The sequence below is a fragment of the Streptomyces sp. NPDC030991 genome (assembly GCF_055571235.1).
The window spans coordinates 37,493-55,097 of record NZ_JBVIFR010000024.1; the positions used below are offsets into that span (position 1 = coordinate 37,493).

Sequence of the window (17,605 nt, forward strand, 5' to 3'; positions counted from 1 at the left end):
AACGAGGGTACGGCACACGCGCGCGGCACCCCATGGACGGTGCGACCCAGGGGCGCTCAGTAGCGGCGCTCCTGCTTCTGCTTGCACTCGACGCACAGGGTCGCCCGGGGGAAGGCCTGCATGCGCGCCTTGCCGATGGGGTTGCCGCAGTTCTCGCAGAGCCCGTACGTGCCGGCGTCCAGGCGTTCCAGGGCCCGCTGGGTCTGCAGCAGCATCTCCCGGGCGTTGGCGGCCAACGCCATCTCGTGCTCGCGCGTGGTGTTCTTCGTCCCGGTGTCGGCCTCGTCGTCACCCGCCCCGTCCCCGGAGTCCCGCATCAGACCGGCGAGCCCCGTCTCCGCCGCCTCGATCTCGCTCCCGAGCCGCAGCGCCTCGCTCTGCAGCTCGGCCCGCGCCTCCTTGGCCTCGTCCGGGGTCCAGGGGTCCTCCCCGGGCCGGACGGCCAGTTCACCGGCGGCCACCGCGGACTCCCGCGCCTTGGGGACCGCGCCGGGCTCCTGCGCCGCCGTGGCCGTGCCCTGCGTCTTCTTCGCAACCACTGTCGTGGCTCCCGTCGTCTTCGCGGCCTCGGCCGCGCCCTCGGCGTCGGCCTTCTCGGCCGTACCGGTCGCCTTCTTGGTCGTACGTTTCCCCGCCGAGGGGGCCGCGGCACCCTCGGCTTTCCCCGAAGGGGCGGCGCTTTTGCTCGCCGCCTTCTTGGACGCACGTTTCGCCGTCGTCCTCGCGGCGGGTTTCGCGGCGGGTTTCGCGGCGCTCTTCTTGGCGCCGGCCGGCGTCCCGGCCGCTGTCTTCTCGGTCGCCGCGTCCTCGCCGGCGGCTCCGCCGGAGGCCCGGGCCGCCCCGCCGGAGGCGTCCGCGCCCGTCGTTCTGCCGGACGCCGACTGCTGAACGGCGGTCTTTTTCGCCACCATGGACGCGGCCCCTTCACACATTGTGATCTTGCACGCGAATCGTGCTGGGACGATAAATCGACTCCAGGCCCGCGGCAACGGGGCGCGCTCCGCCATCCGGCCCCCTCCCGGCCCCCGCGCGACCCGTCCGCGGCCTGCCGACCCGGCTGACCGCCCGGTAGGCGCGGCGATCCGCCCGCCGGCCGCCCGCCCCGCGCCGGACGGACGACCAGCCGGGCTCCGTCACCGTACGTATTGCCATTCGGGTCACCACGCGCAGTCGTACCCCGCGCCCGCGCCCCCCGCGAAAACCGGTCGGCCGCCCCGTCCCGGCGCCGTACACTGGGCGGAGCGAGAAGCGTGGATGGGGCCGAGTAGCGGCGTACGCAGCCAAGAGCGATCCGGGGACGGTGGGAGCCCGGAGGCGAGCGCGACGCGAAGATCACCCCGGAGCCGCCGGAAGAACACCGCAGCGCACGCGCGGCGGCCAGTAGACCCGGCATCGCGACCCCAATGAGGGGGCTCACCGGAGCACACCACGCACCGGAGGGCCAAGGAGGGTGGTACCGCGGGAGCGCGCCGCACACGGCGCAGCAGCCTCTCGTCCCTCCGACGGAGAGAAGCACGTCCGCCGGAGGAAGACTGATGACGCAGTACCGCCAGGTGCCCGCCCAGGTCGATCTGCCCGCCCTCGAGCACGCGGTGCTCGACTTCTGGCGCGAGCAGAAGATCTTCGCCAAGACCCTGGAGCAGTCCGAGGGACGCCCCGAGTGGGTGTTCTACGAGGGCCCGCCCACGGCCAACGGCATGCCGGGCGCCCACCACATCGAGGCCCGCGTCTTTAAGGACGTCTTCCCGCGCTTCCGCACCATGCGCGGCTACCACGTGGCCCGCAAGGCGGGCTGGGACTGCCACGGCCTCCCGGTGGAGCTGGCGGTCGAGAAGGAGCTCGGCTTCAGCGGCAAGAAGGACATCGAGGCGTACGGCATCGCCGCGTTCAACGACAAGTGCCGCGAGTCCGTGCTGCGGCACACCGACGCCTTCGCCGAGCTGACGACCCGCATGGGGTACTGGACCGACCTCGACGACCCCTACGTCACGATGGACCCCGAGTACATCGAGTCGGTCTGGTGGTCGCTGAAGGCGATCTTCGACAAGGGTCTGCTCGTCCAGGACCACCGGGTCGCCCCCTGGTGCCCGCGCTGCGGCACCGGCCTCTCGGACCACGAGCTGGCGCAGGGGTACGAGACGGTCGTCGACCCCTCGGTCTACGTCCGTTTCCCTCTCACCTCCGGTCCGCTGGCGGGTCAGGCCGCGCTCCTGGTCTGGACGACGACGCCGTGGACCCTGGTGTCGAACACGGCGGTCGCCGCGCACCCCGAGGTCCGCTACGTCGTGGTGACGAACGGCGAGGAGAAGCTCGTCGTCGCCGAGCCGCTCGTCGAGAAGTCGCTCGGCGAGGGCTGGGAGCCCACCGGCGAGTCCTTCACCGGCGCCGAGATGGAGCGCTGGAAGTACCAACGCCCGTTCGAGCTGATCGAGTTCCCGGCCGAGGCCCACTACGTGGTCAACGCCGAGTACGTGACGACCGAGGACGGTACGGGTCTGGTCCACCAGTCCCCCGCCTTCGGTGAGGACGACCTCAAGGTCTGCCGCGCGTACGGCCTGCCGGTCGTCAACCCGGTCCGCCCCGACGGCACCTTCGAGGAGGACGTCCCGCTCGTGGGCGGCGTCTTCTTCAAGAAGGCCGACGAGAAGCTCACCGAGGACCTGGGCGAGCGCGGCCTCCTCTTCAAGCACCTCCCGTACGAGCACAGCTACCCGCACTGCTGGCGCTGCCACACGGCGCTGCTGTACTACGCGCAGCCGTCCTGGTACATCCGCACCACGGCCGTCAAGGACCGCCTCCTCCAGGAGAACGAGAAGACCAACTGGTTCCCGGAGACCGTCAAGAACGGCCGCTTCGGCGACTGGCTGCAGAACAACATCGACTGGGCGCTCTCCCGCAACCGCTACTGGGGCACCCCGCTGCCGATCTGGCGCTGCGAGGAGAACCACCTCACCTGCGTGGGCTCCCGCGAGGAGCTGACCGCGCTGACGGGCACGGACCAGTCGTCCCTCGACCCGCACCGCCCGTACATCGACGACATCACCTTCACCTGCACCCATGACGGCTGCTCGCACAAGGCCACGCGCGTGCCCGAGGTCATCGACGCCTGGTACGACTCGGGTTCGATGCCGTTCGCGCAGTGGGGCTACCCGCACAAGAACAAGGAACTGTTCGAGTCCCGCTACCCGGCGCAGTTCATCTCCGAGGCCATCGACCAGACGCGCGGCTGGTTCTACACGCTGATGGCCATCGGCACGCTGGTCTTCGACGAGTCGTCGTACGAGAACGTGGTGTGCCTCGGCCACATCCTCGCCGAGGACGGCCGCAAGATGTCCAAGCACCTGGGCAACACCCTGGAGCCGATCCCGCTGATGGACCGGCACGGCGCCGACGCCGTGCGCTGGTTCATGGCGGCCGGCGGCTCCCCGTGGGCGGCCCGTCGCGTCGGCCACGGCACGATCCAGGAGGTCGTCCGCAAGACGCTCCTCACGTACTGGAACACGGTCGCCTTCCAGGCCCTGTACGCCCGTACGTCGAACTGGGCGCCCAGCGCGGCGGACCCGGCCCCGGCGGAGCGCACCGTCCTGGACCGCTGGCTGCTCTCGGAGCTGCACCAGCTCACCGCCGAGGTCACCACGGCCCTGGAGGCGTACGACACCCAGCGCGCGGGCAAGCTCCTCTCGGCGTTCGTCGACGACCTGTCGAACTGGTACGTGCGCCGCTCGCGCCGCCGCTTCTGGCAGGGCGACAAGGCCGCGCTGCGCACCCTGCACGACGTGGTGGTGACGGTCACCCAGCTGATGGCGCCGCTCACGCCGTTCATCACGGAGCGGGTCTGGCAGGACCTGGTCGTCCCGGTCACCCCGGACGCCCCGGAGTCGGTGCACCTGTCGTCGTGGCCCGAGGCCGACCGCTCGGCGATCGACCCGACCCTGTCGACGCAGATGGACCTCGTCCGGCGCCTGGTGGAGCTGGGCCGCGCCACGCGCGCGGAGTCGGGCGTCAAGACCCGGCAGCCGCTGTCGCGTGCGCTGGTCGCGGCGTCCGGCTTCGACGCGCTGAGCACCGAGCTGCACGCGCAGATCACCGAGGAGCTGAACGTCTCCTCCCTGGCCTCGCTCGCCGAGGTCGGCACCTCCCTGGTCGACACGACGGCGAAGGCGAACTTCCGGGCGCTGGGCAAGCGCTTCGGCAAGCGCGTCCAGGACGTCGCGAAGGCGGTGGCGGCGGCGGACGCGGCGGCGCTCTCCCTCGCGCTGCGCGAGGGGACGGCCTCGGTGGAGGTCGACGGCGAGACCGTCACGCTCGCCCCCGACGAGGTCATCATCACGGAGACCCCGCGCGAGGGCTGGTCGGTGGCTTCCGACTCCGGCGCGACCGTCGCCCTCGACCTGGAGCTGACGGAGGAGCTGCGGCAGGCGGGTCTGGCCCGTGACGCGATCCGCCTGATCCAGGAGGCCCGCAAGAACAGCGGCCTGGACGTCGCGGACCGGATCGCCCTGCGCTGGACGTCGACGGACCCGGCGGTGATCTCGGCCCTGTCCGAGCACTCCGGCTTGATCGCCGACGAGGTCCTCGCCACGGACTTCACCCAGGGCGAGCCGGACGGCACGTACGGGGACCCGTTCACGGACGAGGGTCTGAGCCTGGTGTTCGCCCTCCGCAAGGCATAGTCCACGCGCCGTGGGCCGTGTGTCCACGGCGCCGGTGGCCCGCTGAGCAGCACATGGGGTCGGCCCCGCCAGAGTCTCTGGCGGGGCCGACCCTTTTCTGTCGTCGCGTACCGGGGGCAACCCAATCGCCCGCCCCGGCGAGCGGAGCCAAAAAGGCCTTGGCCCGGATCGCAGAAACGATCCGGGCCAAGGCCTGAATGAACGCCGACGCCTTGTCTCAGGCGCTACGACGCGCCGCCTAGTTGTCGTCCTCGTCGATGAGGAAACCGCGCATCGGCGACGGAGCCTGCTGCATCGGCTGCGGCGCCTGCGGCCGCACCGGTGCCATCGGCTGCGTCATGGCCGGCGACATCTGCTGCTGGCCACCGCCGTAGGACGGGCCGCCGCTCTGCTGGTTGCCACCCATGCCCTGGTTGCCACCGCCGTAGGACGGCGCGCCCGCACCGGCCGGAGCCATCGAAGGCGCCGGGGACGGCGGCAGCGACGCGGTCGCCGGGGTCCGCGGCGGAGCCAGCGAGTCGTCGGCCTGGGTCTCCAGCTGACGCAGCTGCGACTCCAGGTAGGACTTCAGACGCGTGCGGTACTCGCGCTCGAAGCCGCGCAGGTCCTCGACCTTGCGCTCCAGCGTGGCGCGGGCGGACTCCAGGGAGCCCATCGCGACGCGGTGCTTCTCCTGCGCGTCCCGCTCCAGGGCGTCTGCCTTGGCCCGGGCGTCACGCTCGAGACCCTCGGCGCGGCTGCGTGCCTCGCCGACGATCTTGTTCGCCTCGGAGCGGGCCTCGGCGATCGCCTGGTCGGCGGTCTGCTGAGCCAGCGAGAGGACACGCGCGGCGCTGTCGCCACCGGGACCCTGACCGGGCTGCTGCATCTGCGGGGGACCACCGTGGCCGCCCATGGGGCCGCCCATCGGTCCGCCCAGCTGAGGCTGGCCGCCCATCTGGCCCTGCATCGGACCCTGACCCATCGGGCCCTGGCCCATCGGACCGGGACCCTGCTGGCCGTGGCCCTGCTGGCCGTGGCCACCGGGGCCGGCCGGAAGCTGCGGGGCACCGCTCGGCAGCTGGGGCGGACCACCCATGGGGCCGCCCATCTGCTGCTGCGGCGGGCCCGATATGCCGGCGGGCACCGGAGCGCCAGGACCGCGCATACCCTGCGGCGGTCCCTGCTGGTCCTGGGGGCCGCGCATACCCTGCGGGGGTCCCTGCTGCTGGTCCTGGGGACCGCCCTGGCCGTCGGGGCCGGGGCCCTTGCGCATACCGCCCTGCTGCTGGTTCTGCGCGGCGGCGCGGGTGGCTGCGGCCAGCTTGGCGCGCAGGTCCTCGTTCTCGCGGAGCAAGCGGGTCAGTTCGGCTTCGACCTCATCGAGGAAGGCATCGACCTCGTCCTCGTCATAGCCTTCTCGGAGGCGGACGGTCGTGAACTGCTTGTTCCGCACGTCCTCGGGGGTCAACGGCATCTCTTCACCTCAACGTAGTCGTCGGCATTCGGCAAGACCGTATCGTTCACAGCCGGCTCACGACGGAGATCAGGATGTAGACGATGATCATCAGTACGAAGAAGGACAGGTCGAGCGCCACGCCCCCGAGACGCAGCGGCGGGATGAACCGCCGCAGAAGCTTGAGCGGTGGATCAGTGACAGTGTAGGTGGCCTCGAGAACGACCACCATCGCCTTGCCGGGTTGCCACGAGCGGGCGAACTGGAAGACGTAGTCCATGACCAGCCGGAAGATCAGCACGATGAGGAAACACATCAGCGCGATGTAGACCACATCCAAAACCACGCCCATGTCGGCGGTTCCCTCTCCCCTGTGTCTCGTGCTTCTGACTGGTTGGCCAGTCGTCGAACTAGTGCTGCGTCTCAGCTCTGGTTGAAGAACCCGCCCTCTGCGATACGGGCCTTGTCCTCCGCCGTGACATCGACGTTAGCAGGAGACAACAGGAACACCTTCTGCGTCACCCGCTCGATACTGCCGTGCAGGCCGAAGACGAGACCGGCGGCAAAGTCGACAAGTCGCTTCGCGTCGGTGTCGTCCATCTCCGTCAGATTCATGATCACCGGGGTGCCCTCACGGAAGTGTTCCCCGATGGTACGGGCCTCGTTGTAGGTCCGCGGGTGCAACGTGGTGATGCGGTAGGGCTCCCGCTCGGACACGACCTTGGGCATGATCACCGGTGCGTTCTTCTCCAGGCTCTGACGTTCAGGTGTGATGGATGCCACGGGGGCGATTCGCGCCGGACGTCCGGATTCAGCGGGGAGCGAAGCGGGCTGGCGCACCGGCTCACGCGGTGCGGGCGGCTGCACTACTCGTACCGATTCGTCCGCTTCTGCGGCACGGGAGTTGTGTGACTGATGTGACGGCTCATGCCGGTCGTGCCGTCGATGGTCACGCTCGGGTTCCGGGTCGAGCTCGGGTTCGAAGTCGTCGTCGGGGTCGAACCCCCGGCCGTCGTACCCATCGTCCTCCACGAGGCCGAGGTAGACCGCCATCTTGCGCATCGCGCCGGCCATGCTCTGAGTCCTCCGCTCTGTGGTGGATCGGCTGACGTCAACCAAAGTGCCCGCGATCCACGCGATCTCCCCGCCCATCAGCGAGAATGACCATATTTTCTGCTGTGGTCCGACTTCTTGGCGACGTTACCCGAGCCTGGGTCGGACTCCGAGTACCGCCGTACCGACGCGCACATGTGTCGCTCCGGCCGCCACGGCCTGTTCGAGGTCCGAACTCATCCCTGCCGACACCATGTTCGCAGCCGGATGGTCCGCGCGCAGGGCAGTCGACAAATCCATGAGCCGTTCGAACGCGGCCTGTTGCCGTCCCGCGTAGGCCCCCGTGAGCGGTGCGACGGTCATCAGCCCGTCGAGGCGCAGCCCCGGAGCGGCGGCCACCCGCGCGGCCAACTCCGCCACCCCGCCCGGGCCGACGCCCCCGCGCTCCCCCCGGCCGTCCTCCTGCGCGTCGAGCGCGACCTGGATGAGGCAGCCCAGCTCGCGCTCCGTGCGCTCGGCCTCCTTGGACAGCGCCGTGACGAGCTTCGCCCGGTCCACGGACTGCACCAGATCGGCATAACCCGCCACGGAACGCACCTTGTTGGTCTGCAACTGACCGACGAAGTGCCAGGTGAGCGGCAGGTCCGCGCACTGGGCCGCCTTGGGGGCGGCGTCCTGGTCGCGGTTCTCCGCCACGTGCCGCACGCCGAGGCCGGAGAGGATCCGCACATCGCTCGCGGGGTAGGTCTTGGTGACCACGATCAGGGTCACGTCCTCGCGCTTGCGGCCGGCCGCCGCACAGGCCGCGGAGATACGTTCCTCCACAGTGGCCAGGTTCGTGGCGAGTTCTTCCTTGCGTCCCTGAAGGTCCGTCATGTCGTATCAGTCCAGCCAGACATAGCCCGCGAGCCGACCGGTGGTCCGGTCGCGGCGGTAGGAGAAGTGGTCGTGCGACTCGCGCGTGCACACCGGCGACTGCCGCCGGTCGCGCACCCCGAGCCGCTCCAGTTGGGCGTGGACCCCGGCGCTCACGTCGACGGCGGGGGTGCCCCAGCTGGTCTCGGCGTACGCCGCGGGCTCCACCGCCGCGACCTCCGCGCGCATCTCCTCCGGCACCTCGTAGCACCGGCCGCAGACCGCGGGCCCGGTGCGGGCCACGATCCGGGCGGGGTCCGCGCCGAGCTCCACCATCGCCCGTACGGCGGCGGGTACGACTCCGGCGATCATGCCGGGCCGTCCCGCGTGTGCCGCGGCGGCGACACCGGCGGCCGGGTCGGCCAGCAGGACGGGGGTGCAGTCCGCGGTGAGCACGGCGAGGGGGAGCCGGCGCCGGGTGGTGACGATCGCGTCGACGTGCGGAATGTCGGCGTCCGTGGCCCAGGGCCCGTCCACCACCGCGACGTCGGGTCCGTGCACCTGGTTCATCCAGACGACCCGGGAGGGTTCGAGGCCGAGCGCATCGGCGGCCAGCTCCCGGTTGCGCAGCACGGCTTCGCGGTCGTCGCCGACCGCACCGCCGAGATTGAGCTCCTCGTACGGAGCGGCGCTCACCCCGCCCCACCGGTCGGTGAAGGCGAAGTGCGCGCCACTCGTAGAGGTCGAAGCGTCCTGCTGTCCTATCACTGCCGTGCGGTTCCCATCGGGCTCAGGAACGTCACTTCAGGAAGTCCGGGACGTCCAGCTCCTCGGCCTGGCTGTCCGGGTAGGACGGCCGCGGCACGTGGGGCGTGCTGACCGGGGCGGCGGGCGCCTCGCTCACCGGGGCGGGCGTCTCGGGCGGCTCCGGGGACTTGGACTCCTCGCGCTGGGTGACGCTGCCGAGGTTGCCGAAGGTCGGGCGCGCCGGCTCGGGTGCCGGGGCCTGGCGGGAGGCCGGTACCGGGTCCTCGCGCTTGGCCGACGACGAGCCGATCACGTTGTCCCGCTTGGCCGGTGGCTGCCCGCCGTCGAACCCGGCGGCGATGACGGTGACCCGTACCTCGTCGCCGAGGGCGTCGTCGATGACCGCACCGAAGATGATGTTCGCCTCGGGGTGCGCGGCCTCGCTGACCAGTTGGGCCGCCTCGTTGATCTCGAAGAGGCCGAGGTCGCTGCCGCCGGAGATGGAGAGCAGCACCCCGCGGGCGCCGTCGATGGACGCTTCGAGGAGTGGCGAGGAGATCGCCATCTCCGCGGCGGCCACCGCGCGGTCGTCGCCGCGGGCCGAGCCGATGCCCATGAGCGCCGAGCCGGCCTCGGACATCACGGACTTGACGTCGGCGAAGTCGAGGTTGATCAGGCCGGGCGTGGTGATGAGGTCGGTGATGCCCTGGACACCGGAGAGCAGGACCTGGTCCGCCGACTTGAAGGCGTCGAGGACGGAGACCTGCCGGTCCGAGATGGACAGGAGCCGGTCGTTCGGGATGACGATGAGGGTGTCGACCTCTTCGCGGAGCTCGGCGATGCCGTCCTCCGCCTGGTTCGCCCGGCGCCGCCCCTCGAAGGTGAACGGCCGGGTGACCACACCGATCGTCAGGGCGCCCAGTGAGCGGGCGATGTTGGCCACGACGGGTGCGCCGCCGGTGCCGGTGCCGCCGCCTTCGCCGGCGGTGACGAAGACCATGTCGGCCCCCTTGAGGACCTCCTCGATCTCCTCGCGGTGGTCCTCGGCCGCCTTGCGCCCGACTGCCGGATTGGCTCCGGCGCCGAGGCCGCGGGTGAGTTCACGGCCGACGTCGAGCTTGACGTCCGCGTCGCTCATCAACAGGGCTTGCGCGTCGGTGTTGATGGCGATGAACTCGACGCCCTTGAGACCGACCTCGATCATCCGGTTGATGGCATTGACACCACCGCCGCCGACACCGATGACTTTGATGACTGCGAGGTAGTTCTGCGGTGCTGCCACGTCGAAGGCCTCTCGCCTCGAGTTACGTGTCGCCGCCTCGCGTTCTGCCGAAGCGACGACTGATGTCGAATGGGGACGGTCCGGACTACTAGTCGACTGCCGACCCGAACCCTAACGGTGAAGTTTAGGGTTACCAGTGTGTCTGTTCCCTGGACTCTTCCGAACCTGACACTAAGTCGACAAGTGGCGCCCGTTCAACGAACACGCCGAACCTCCCGTTTTTCTTTTCACCCTATGTGATCAGCCGTAGCGCTGCCCAACCAGGGTGCTGGCCTGCGTCGATGTGCGTCAACTCCCCGATGAGGCAGGCGCGGTGGGGACACTCACGTCGAAGTGACCGGCCTTAGGAGCGGCTTTCATGAGGGTGGTGAGGACGCGCGCCTTCGTCTCACCCTTCTCGGCGCTGCCCCACACGACGACCCGGCCCCCGGTGAGTTCCAGCGAGATGTCGTCGTACGAACGGACCTTGACAGTACGGGTGTCGCGGGCCACCCCGTCGGGGAGTCGCCCCGCGACGCGGACCGCTTCGCGGACCAGCCGGTCGGGACCGAAGCGTCGCAGGCTCGCCTCCGCGCCGGACTGATCCGGCGTCAATTCCAGCCGGGGAACGCCCTTCGGAGCCTTGTCGACCGTCGCGAAACGAACACCCTTGTGGTCTACTTCGATGAACTTGCCCGCATTTTTGGCGTCTTCGACAATCAGGACCGGTTTACGTTCCGTCACTTTCAGTCCGACCCCGTGCGGCCAGGAACGCGTCACGTCCACCGAGTCGACGCGGGGCAGCTTCCGCCGGATCCGGTCCGCGAGGGCGCCCGTGTCGACGGAGACCAGCGGGGCGCCGACCGGCGCCGCGGCCGCCTCGCGCACCTGTGCCGGCGTGAGAACGCCCGTCCCGGAGACTGTGACGCGCTCCACCCGCAACCATTGCGATCCGTACAGGGCCCAGATGCCGCCCGCCCCGATCACGACCAGCAGAACCCCGGTCACGATCAGGGCGCGCAGGCTGGGCAGGCGCAGCCGGCGGGGCGGCGGGGGCGGGCCGGATTCGGACACCTCGGCTTCGTCTCGTTCGCCGCGGTCCGCGGTGGTCGCTCCGGCCACGCTGCCCTGCCTTACGTGTCGTACGCCCCTAGTGGCGTGAGTTGATCGCCTCGTACACCATCGCGACGAGCAGGTCGTCGGCGTCCCGGCGGCCGAACTCCGAGGCGGCGCGGGACATCTCGTACAGCCGGTGCGGGTCGGCGAGCACGGGCAGGACGTTGCCCTGGACCCACTCGGGGGTCAGCTCCGCGTCGTCGACCAGCACACCGCCGCCGGCCTTGACCACCGGCTGGGCGTTGAGCCGCTGTTCGCCGTTGCCGATCGGCAGCGGGACATACGCGGCGGGGAGCCCGACGGCGGAGAGTTCAGCGACGGTCATCGCGCCCGCGCGGCACAGCATCATGTCGGCCGCGGCGTACGCGAGGTCCATCCGGTCTACGTACGGTACCGGGATGTACGGGGGCATTCCCGGCATCTGCTGCACCTGCGGCAGTTCGTTCTTCGGGCCGACCACGTGCAGGATCTGGATGCCGGACTGCTGGAGCAGCGGGGCGACGCGCTGCACGACCTCGTTCAGGTGGCGGGCGCCCTGCGAGCCGCCGGAGACGAGCAGCGTCGGCAGGTTCGGATCGAGGCCGAACGCGGCCCGGGCCTCCGGGCGTACCGCCGCCCGGTCGAGCATGGCGATGGTGCGGCGCAGCGGGATACCGATGTAGCGGGCGCCGCGCAGCTTGCTGTCGGGCGTCGAGACGGCGACCCCCGCCGCGTACCGCGAGCCGATCTTGTTGGCGAGGCCGGGCCGGGCGTTGGCCTCGTGCACGACGATCGGGACACCGGCCCGCTTGGCGGCCAGGTAGCCGGGCAGGGCGACATAGCCGCCGAAGCCGACGACGCAGTCCGCCTTGGTGCGCTCCAGGATCTGCTCGGCCGCCTTGATGGTGCCGCGCAGCCGCCCGGGAACAGTGATCAGTTCAGGGGTGGGCTTGCGCGGCAGTGGTACGGCGGGGATCAGCGCCAGGTCGTAGCCGCGCTCCGGTACGAGACGGGTCTCCAGGCCGCGCTCCGTGCCGAGCGCCGTGATCCCCACGGTCGGGTCCTGCCTGCGCAGGGCATCCGCGAGGGCGAGCGCCGGCTCGATGTGGCCGGCGGTCCCCCCACCGGCGAGTACGACATGCACCGAAATTCACCGCTCTCCGGACGTACGCACCGCAGTGCGCCGTCGCATCGTGTTCCATCTCATCCGTGGCTGCCGCATGGCGAGGGCCGCCCGTGCCGCCGGTTCGTCCCGCGCGAACGCGATCAGAAGTCCTACGGCGAACATGGTCGGCAGCAGCGCGGACCCCCCGTACGAGAACAGCGGGAGCGGGACCCCGGCGATCGGCAACAGGCCGAGCACCGCACCGATGTTGACCACGGCCTGCGCCGTGATCCAGGTGGTCACGCCTCCCGCGGCATATCTCACGAAGGGGTCCTCCGTGCGTCCGGCCACGCGGATACCCGCATAGCCTAGAGCCGCGAAGAGGGCGAGCACCGACAGCGTCCCCGCCAGGCCCAGTTCCTCACCGGTGATGGCAAAGATGAAGTCCGTGTGCGCTTCGGGAAGTTGACCCCATTTTTCCACACTCGCGCCGAGCCCGGAACCGAAGAATCCGCCGGAGGCCAGGGCGTAGATCCCGTGCAGTCCCTGCCAGCACATGTCGTCGGGGCCCGCGTCGGCGCGGCCCAGACAGGCGAGCCGGGCCATGCGGTTGGGGCTGGTCTTGATCAGCATGATGCCGATGGCGCCGGCCACGGACAGGACGCCGACGAAGAGCCGCGTGGGGGCGCCCGCCAGCCACAGCAGGCCGAAGAGGATGGCGGTCAGCAGGATCGCCGTGCCCATGTCGCCGCCGAGCATGATCAGGCCGAGCAGCAGGAAGGCCATCGGGACCAGCGGCACCAGCATGTGCTTCCACTGGGTCAGCAGCCGCTTGTCGTGTTTGCGGGCCAGCAGGTCGGCGCCCCACAGGATCAGCGCCAGCTTCCCGAACTCGCTGGGTTGCAGCATGAACGGGCCGCCGAGGGAGATCCAGTTCTGGTTGCCGTTGATCGACACCCCTATCCCCGGCACCTGCACCAGGACCATCAGAAAGACGCTGACGGCGAGGATCGGGTACGCGAGGGCGCGGTGCAGCTTCACCGGCATCCGCATCGCGAGCACGAGAAGGATCGCGCCGATGACGGCCGCGACGAACTGCTTGCGGAAGAAGTACGAGCTGGACAGGCCCATCTGCAGGGCCGTGATCATCGACGCCGAGTAGACCATCACCAGGCCGAGCCCCGTGATGAGCAGCGCGGAGCCGAGGATCAGGTAGTACGCGGTGAGCGGCCGGTCCCAGGCGCGGCGGGCCTGCGTGTACAGGCGGCGTACGGGGTTGACGCGGGCCCGGTAGACGCGGCTGGTCCTTCTCGGCGGGGCCGGGGGCCGCTTGGTGGTACGGGCGCTGCTACCGGCCATTGCCGCTCCCCCACGGTGAGCCGTAGAGCCGGCTCGGCCTGCTCGCCTGTCGGTGCTGCGCTGCCACGTTCCCCTCCCGAGGGTGCCCGGCGTCACCGGGCACCCGAAGGTACCGTCAGACGCTGGTGGCGCCCAGTTCACGGACCGCTTCCGCGAACGCGTCGCCACGCTTGTTGTAATTGGTGAACATGTCCATCGACGCGCAGGCCGGGGCCATCAGCACGGTGTCCCCCGGCCGGGCGAGCCGCGTCGCCTCCCGGACCGCCGCGGACATCGCCCCAGTGTCGGTCCGGTCGAGGTCGACGACCGGTACTTCCGGGGCGTGTCGCCGCAGGGCTTCGCGGATCAGGCCGCGGTCGGCACCGATCAGGACGACGCCGCGCAGCCGCTCCGCCGCGCCCCTGACGAGGTCGTCGAAGGTCGCGCCCTTGGCCAGTCCGCCCGCGATCCAGACGATCGACTCGTAGGCCGCCAACGACGCCTGCGCGGCGTGGGTGTTGGTGGCCTTGGAGTCGTCGACGTAGGCGACCGCGTCGATGTCGGCGACGTGCGCGATGCGGTGCGCGTCGGGCGTGAAGGCCCGCAGTCCGTCGCGGACGGCGGCCGGCTCGACGCCGAAGGCGCGGGCGAGGGCCGCCGCCGCGAGGGCGTTGGCGATGTTGTGCGGGGCCGGCGGGCGCACGTCGGCGACCTCGGCCAGTTCCTGGGCGCTCTGCTGCCGGTCCTCGACGAAGGCCCGGTCGACCAGGATGCCTTCGACGACGCCGAGTTCGGAGGGGCCCGGGGTGCCGAGGGTGAAGCCGATGGCCCGGCAGCCCTCCGCGACGTCGGCAGCGCGGACCAGGCGCTCGGTGGCCTTGTCCGCGGTGTTGTAGACGCAGGCGACCTGGTTGCCCTCGTAGATCCGGCCCTTGTCGGCGGCGTACGCCTCCATGGAGCCGTGCCAGTCGAGGTGGTCGGGCGCGAGGTTGAGGACGGCTCCGGAGTGAGCGCGCAGCGAGGGCGCCCAGTGCAGCTGGTACGAGGACAGTTCCACGGCGAATACGTCGTAGGCGTCGTCCCCTTCGAGGACGACGTCGATGATCGGGGTGCCGATGTTGCCGACGGCGGCCGTGCGCAGGCCCGCCGCCGTCAGGATCGACGCGAGCATCTGCACCGTGGTGGTCTTGCCGTTCGTGCCGGTGACGGCGAGCCAGGGCGCCGCGCCGGGGCCGCGCAGCCGCCAGGCCAGCTCCACGTCGCCGATGACGTCCACGCCCGCCTCGGCGGCGGCGGCGAACAGCGGCGAGGACGGCTTCCAACCCGGTGAGGTGACGACCAGCTCGGTGCCCTCGGGCAGCGTGGTGGCATCCCCCAGGCGTACGGAGATGCCCTCTTCTTCAAGAAGAGCGGCCTTCTCGTGGTGGGCGGGGCCGTCGCCGCCGTCCACGACGGTGACCGACGCGCCGAGGCCGGCCAGGGCGCGGGCGGCGCTGAGGCCGCTCACGCCGAGGCCGGCGACGGTGATGCTCATCCCCTGCCAGGAACCCTGACCAGATGTCACTTCTTGGCTGCCCATCCTGCGTAGAAGAGGCCGAGTCCGACGATCACGCACATGCCCTGGATGATCCAGAAGCGGACCACGACAAGGACTTCGGACCACCCCTTGAGTTCGAAGTGGTGCTGGAGCGGCGCCATCCGGAAGACCCGCTTGCCGGTCATCTTGAAGGAGCCGACCTGGATGACCACGGACATCGTGATCATCACGAACAGGCCGCCGAGCAGCGCGAGCAGCATCTCGGTGCGCGAGCAGATCGCGAGGCCGGCGAGGGCGCCGCCGAGGGCGAGCGAGCCGGTGTCACCCATGAAGATCTTGGCGGGCGAGGTGTTCCACCACAGGAAGCCGAAGCAGGCGCCCATGAGCGCCGACGCGACCACCGCCAGGTCGAGTGGGTCTCTCACTTCGAAACAGGCGGCCGGGTTGGTCAGGGTCTGCGCGTTGGCGCAGGACTCCTGGAACTGCCAGACGCCGATGAAGGTGTACGCGCCGAAGACCATCACGGAGGCGCCGGTGGCGAGGCCGTCGAGGCCGTCCGTCAGGTTCACGCCGTTCGACATCGCGAGGATCATGAACAGCGCCCAGACCACGAAGAGCACCGGGCCGATCGTCCAGCCGAAGTCCTCCACGAAGGAGAGCCGGGTCGAGGCCGGCGTCTGCCCGCGGGCATCCGCGAACTGCAGGGAGAGCACCGCGAAGGCGATACCCACGGTCAGCTGGCCGGCCATCTTCGCCTTGGCCCGCAGACCGAGGGAGCGCCGCTTGACGATCTTGATGTAGTCGTCGAGGAAGCCGACCAGGCCCATGCCGGCCATCAGTCCGAGCACGAGCAGACCCGACAGGGTCGGTGTCGCGCCGGTGATCAGCTTGGAGAGGAAGTACGCGATGAGGGTCGCCAGGATGAAGGCGATACCACCCATGGTCGGCGTTCCGCGCTTGGCGTGGTGCTCGCGCGGGCCGTCGTCGCGGATGTACTGGCCGTAGCCCTTGCGCGCGAGGAGCTTGATCAGCAGCGGCGTCCCGATCAGGGTCAGAAAGAGCCCGATCACACCCGCGAAGAGGATCTGCTTCATCATCGGGCATCGACCTCGCCCTCGAGCAGCGCCTGTGCCACGCTCTCCAGGCCCACCGACCTGGATGCCTTCACGAGCACGACGTCACCCGGGCGCAGCTCGCTGCGCAACAGGTCGACCGCCGCCTGTGCGTCGGACACGTGCACCGACTCCTCACCCCACGAACCCTCGTTGTAAGCGCCCAGTCGCAACCAGGACGCTTCCCTGCCCCCGACTGCCACGAGCTTGTTGACGTTGAGCCGGACGGCCAGCCGTCCGACGGCGTCGTGCTCGGTCAGCGACTCGTCGCCGAGCTCGGCCATGTGCCCGAGCACCGCCCACGTACGGCCCCCCGTTGCCCGTCGGGCCCCGCCCATTGCGACCAGCGCGCGCAGGGCCGCTCGCATGGACTCGGGGTTCGCGTTGTAGGCGTCGTTGACGATCGTGACGCCGTCCGAACGCTCGGTGACCTCCATCCGCCAGCGGGACAGGGAGCCCGCCTCGGAGAGCGCGAGCGCGATCTCCTCCACGGACATGCCAAGGTCATGGGCGACGGCGGCCGCGGCGAGCGCGTTCGACACGTGGTGCTCACCGTACAGGCGCAAGGTCACTTCGCTGCACCCGGAGGGTGTGCGAAGGAGGAAGGCCGGCTGCCCGTTCTCCGTGAGCCGGACATTCTCGGCACGTACGTCGGCTTCGGCGGCTTCTCCGAAGAGCAGGACCTTCGCTTTCGTACGGGACGACATGGCGCGTACGAGCGGATCGTCCGCGTTGAGGATCGCGGTGCCGTCGGCGGGCAGTGCCTCGACCAACTCGCCCTTCGCTTCCGCGATCTGCTGCCGGCCGCCGAACTCGCCGATGTGCGCGGTGCCCACGTTGAGGACGAGGCCGACCCGTGGGGGCGTCAGGCCGGTCAGGTACCGGATGTGGCCCTTGCCGCGAGCGCCCATCTCCAGGACGAGGAACCGTGTCTCGTCGGTGGCGGAGAGGGCCGTCAGCGGCAGGCCGATCTCGTTGTTGAACGAGCCCGGGGTGAAGATCGTGGGTGCCTTGCGGCGCAGCACCTGGGCGATCAGGTCCTTGGTGCTGGTCTTGCCGGCCGATCCGGTCAGCGCGACCAGGGTGGCGCCGAGCCGCTCGACGACGTGCCGGGCGAGTGCGCCGAGCGCCGCCTGGACGTCGTCGACGACGATGGCGGGCACACCGACGGGGCGGGACGCCAGAACGGCGACCGCGCCCTTTTCCACGACATCGCGCGCGTAGTCGTGGCCGTCCACGTGTTCACCTGCGAACGCGGCGAACAGGCTGCCGGCCTCGACCTTGCGCGAGTCGATGACGACCGGCCCGGTGACCTGGACCTGCGGATCCGGTATGTCGTACGTCTGCCCGCCGACAACTGAGGCGATCTCGGCGAGGGAGAGGGCGATCACAAC

At 70.3% G+C, this 17,605-nt stretch carries 14 protein-coding genes; 1 reads left to right on the top strand and 13 read right to left on the bottom strand.

The genetic code is table 11. The features are described from left to right. Nucleotides 1–56: 56 nt before the first annotated feature. Nucleotides 57–911: a TraR/DksA family transcriptional regulator gene (locus ACZ45E_RS33170; protein ID WP_468228092.1), complete on the bottom strand. Its 855-nt coding sequence runs from the start codon at nucleotides 909–911 to the stop codon at nucleotides 57–59. A gap of 624 nt (nucleotides 912–1,535) precedes the next feature. Between ACZ45E_RS33170 and ileS the strand changes: the two genes are divergently transcribed. Next, entirely contained in the window at nucleotides 1,536–4,673 is a 3,138-nt protein-coding gene (gene ileS, locus ACZ45E_RS33175) for an isoleucine--tRNA ligase (RefSeq protein WP_468228094.1), read from the top strand. A gap of 238 nt (nucleotides 4,674–4,911) precedes the next feature. On the opposite strand, the gene ACZ45E_RS33180 is transcribed toward ileS, so the two are convergent. From ACZ45E_RS33180 to ACZ45E_RS33235, 12 genes are all read right to left on the bottom strand, one after another. Further along, a complete protein-coding gene (locus ACZ45E_RS33180) occupies nucleotides 4,912–6,129 on the bottom strand; it encodes a DivIVA domain-containing protein (protein WP_468228097.1) in 1,218 nt (405 codons plus the stop codon). A 46-nt stretch (nucleotides 6,130–6,175) separates the two neighbouring features. Beyond that, nucleotides 6,176–6,460 carry a YggT family protein gene (locus tag ACZ45E_RS33185; RefSeq protein ID WP_188339419.1) on the bottom strand — a complete coding sequence of 95 codons (285 nt, stop codon included), beginning with the start codon at nucleotides 6,458–6,460 and terminating at the stop codon, nucleotides 6,176–6,178. A gap of 71 nt (nucleotides 6,461–6,531) precedes the next feature. After that, entirely contained in the window at nucleotides 6,532–7,182 is a 651-nt protein-coding gene (locus tag ACZ45E_RS33190) for a cell division protein SepF (protein WP_468228100.1), read from the bottom strand. A 126-nt stretch (nucleotides 7,183–7,308) separates the two neighbouring features. After that, nucleotides 7,309–8,037, bottom strand: coding sequence for a YggS family pyridoxal phosphate-dependent enzyme (locus ACZ45E_RS33195; RefSeq protein ID WP_468228103.1), 729 nt, complete (start codon nucleotides 8,035–8,037; stop codon nucleotides 7,309–7,311). 6 nt (nucleotides 8,038–8,043) lie between these two features. Further along, nucleotides 8,044–8,784: a peptidoglycan editing factor PgeF gene (gene pgeF, locus ACZ45E_RS33200; RefSeq protein WP_468228106.1), complete on the bottom strand. Its 741-nt coding sequence runs from the start codon at nucleotides 8,782–8,784 to the stop codon at nucleotides 8,044–8,046. Nucleotides 8,785–8,815: 31 nt separating this feature from the next. After that, nucleotides 8,816–10,045 (bottom strand): cell division protein FtsZ, encoded by a 1,230-nt coding sequence (gene ftsZ / locus ACZ45E_RS33205; protein WP_468228109.1) that lies wholly within the window; start codon nucleotides 10,043–10,045, stop codon nucleotides 8,816–8,818. A 288-nt stretch (nucleotides 10,046–10,333) separates the two neighbouring features. Then, nucleotides 10,334–11,146: a cell division protein FtsQ/DivIB gene (locus ACZ45E_RS33210; RefSeq protein WP_468228112.1), complete on the bottom strand. Its 813-nt coding sequence runs from the start codon at nucleotides 11,144–11,146 to the stop codon at nucleotides 10,334–10,336. Nucleotides 11,147–11,174: 28 nt separating this feature from the next. Further along, complete coding sequence (gene murG / locus ACZ45E_RS33215) at nucleotides 11,175–12,263, bottom strand: undecaprenyldiphospho-muramoylpentapeptide beta-N-acetylglucosaminyltransferase (RefSeq protein ID WP_468228114.1); 1,089 nt, start codon at nucleotides 12,261–12,263, stop codon at nucleotides 11,175–11,177. Nucleotides 12,264–12,269: 6 nt separating this feature from the next. Continuing rightward, complete coding sequence (gene ftsW / locus ACZ45E_RS33220) at nucleotides 12,270–13,583, bottom strand: putative lipid II flippase FtsW (protein ID WP_468228116.1); 1,314 nt, start codon at nucleotides 13,581–13,583, stop codon at nucleotides 12,270–12,272. A 115-nt stretch (nucleotides 13,584–13,698) separates the two neighbouring features. Next, nucleotides 13,699–15,141 (bottom strand): UDP-N-acetylmuramoyl-L-alanine--D-glutamate ligase, encoded by a 1,443-nt coding sequence (gene murD, locus ACZ45E_RS33225; RefSeq protein ID WP_468228118.1) that lies wholly within the window; start codon nucleotides 15,139–15,141, stop codon nucleotides 13,699–13,701. Beyond that, nucleotides 15,123–16,196, bottom strand: coding sequence for a phospho-N-acetylmuramoyl-pentapeptide-transferase (mraY, locus tag ACZ45E_RS33230; protein WP_468228121.1), 1,074 nt, complete (start codon nucleotides 16,194–16,196; stop codon nucleotides 15,123–15,125). The genes murD and mraY overlap by 19 nt, the downstream gene beginning before the upstream one ends. Further along, nucleotides 16,193–17,602 (bottom strand): UDP-N-acetylmuramoyl-tripeptide--D-alanyl-D-alanine ligase, encoded by a 1,410-nt coding sequence (locus tag ACZ45E_RS33235; RefSeq protein WP_468228124.1) that lies wholly within the window; start codon nucleotides 17,600–17,602, stop codon nucleotides 16,193–16,195. The genes mraY and ACZ45E_RS33235 overlap by 4 nt, the downstream gene beginning before the upstream one ends. Nucleotides 17,603–17,605: the final 3 nt, after the last annotated feature.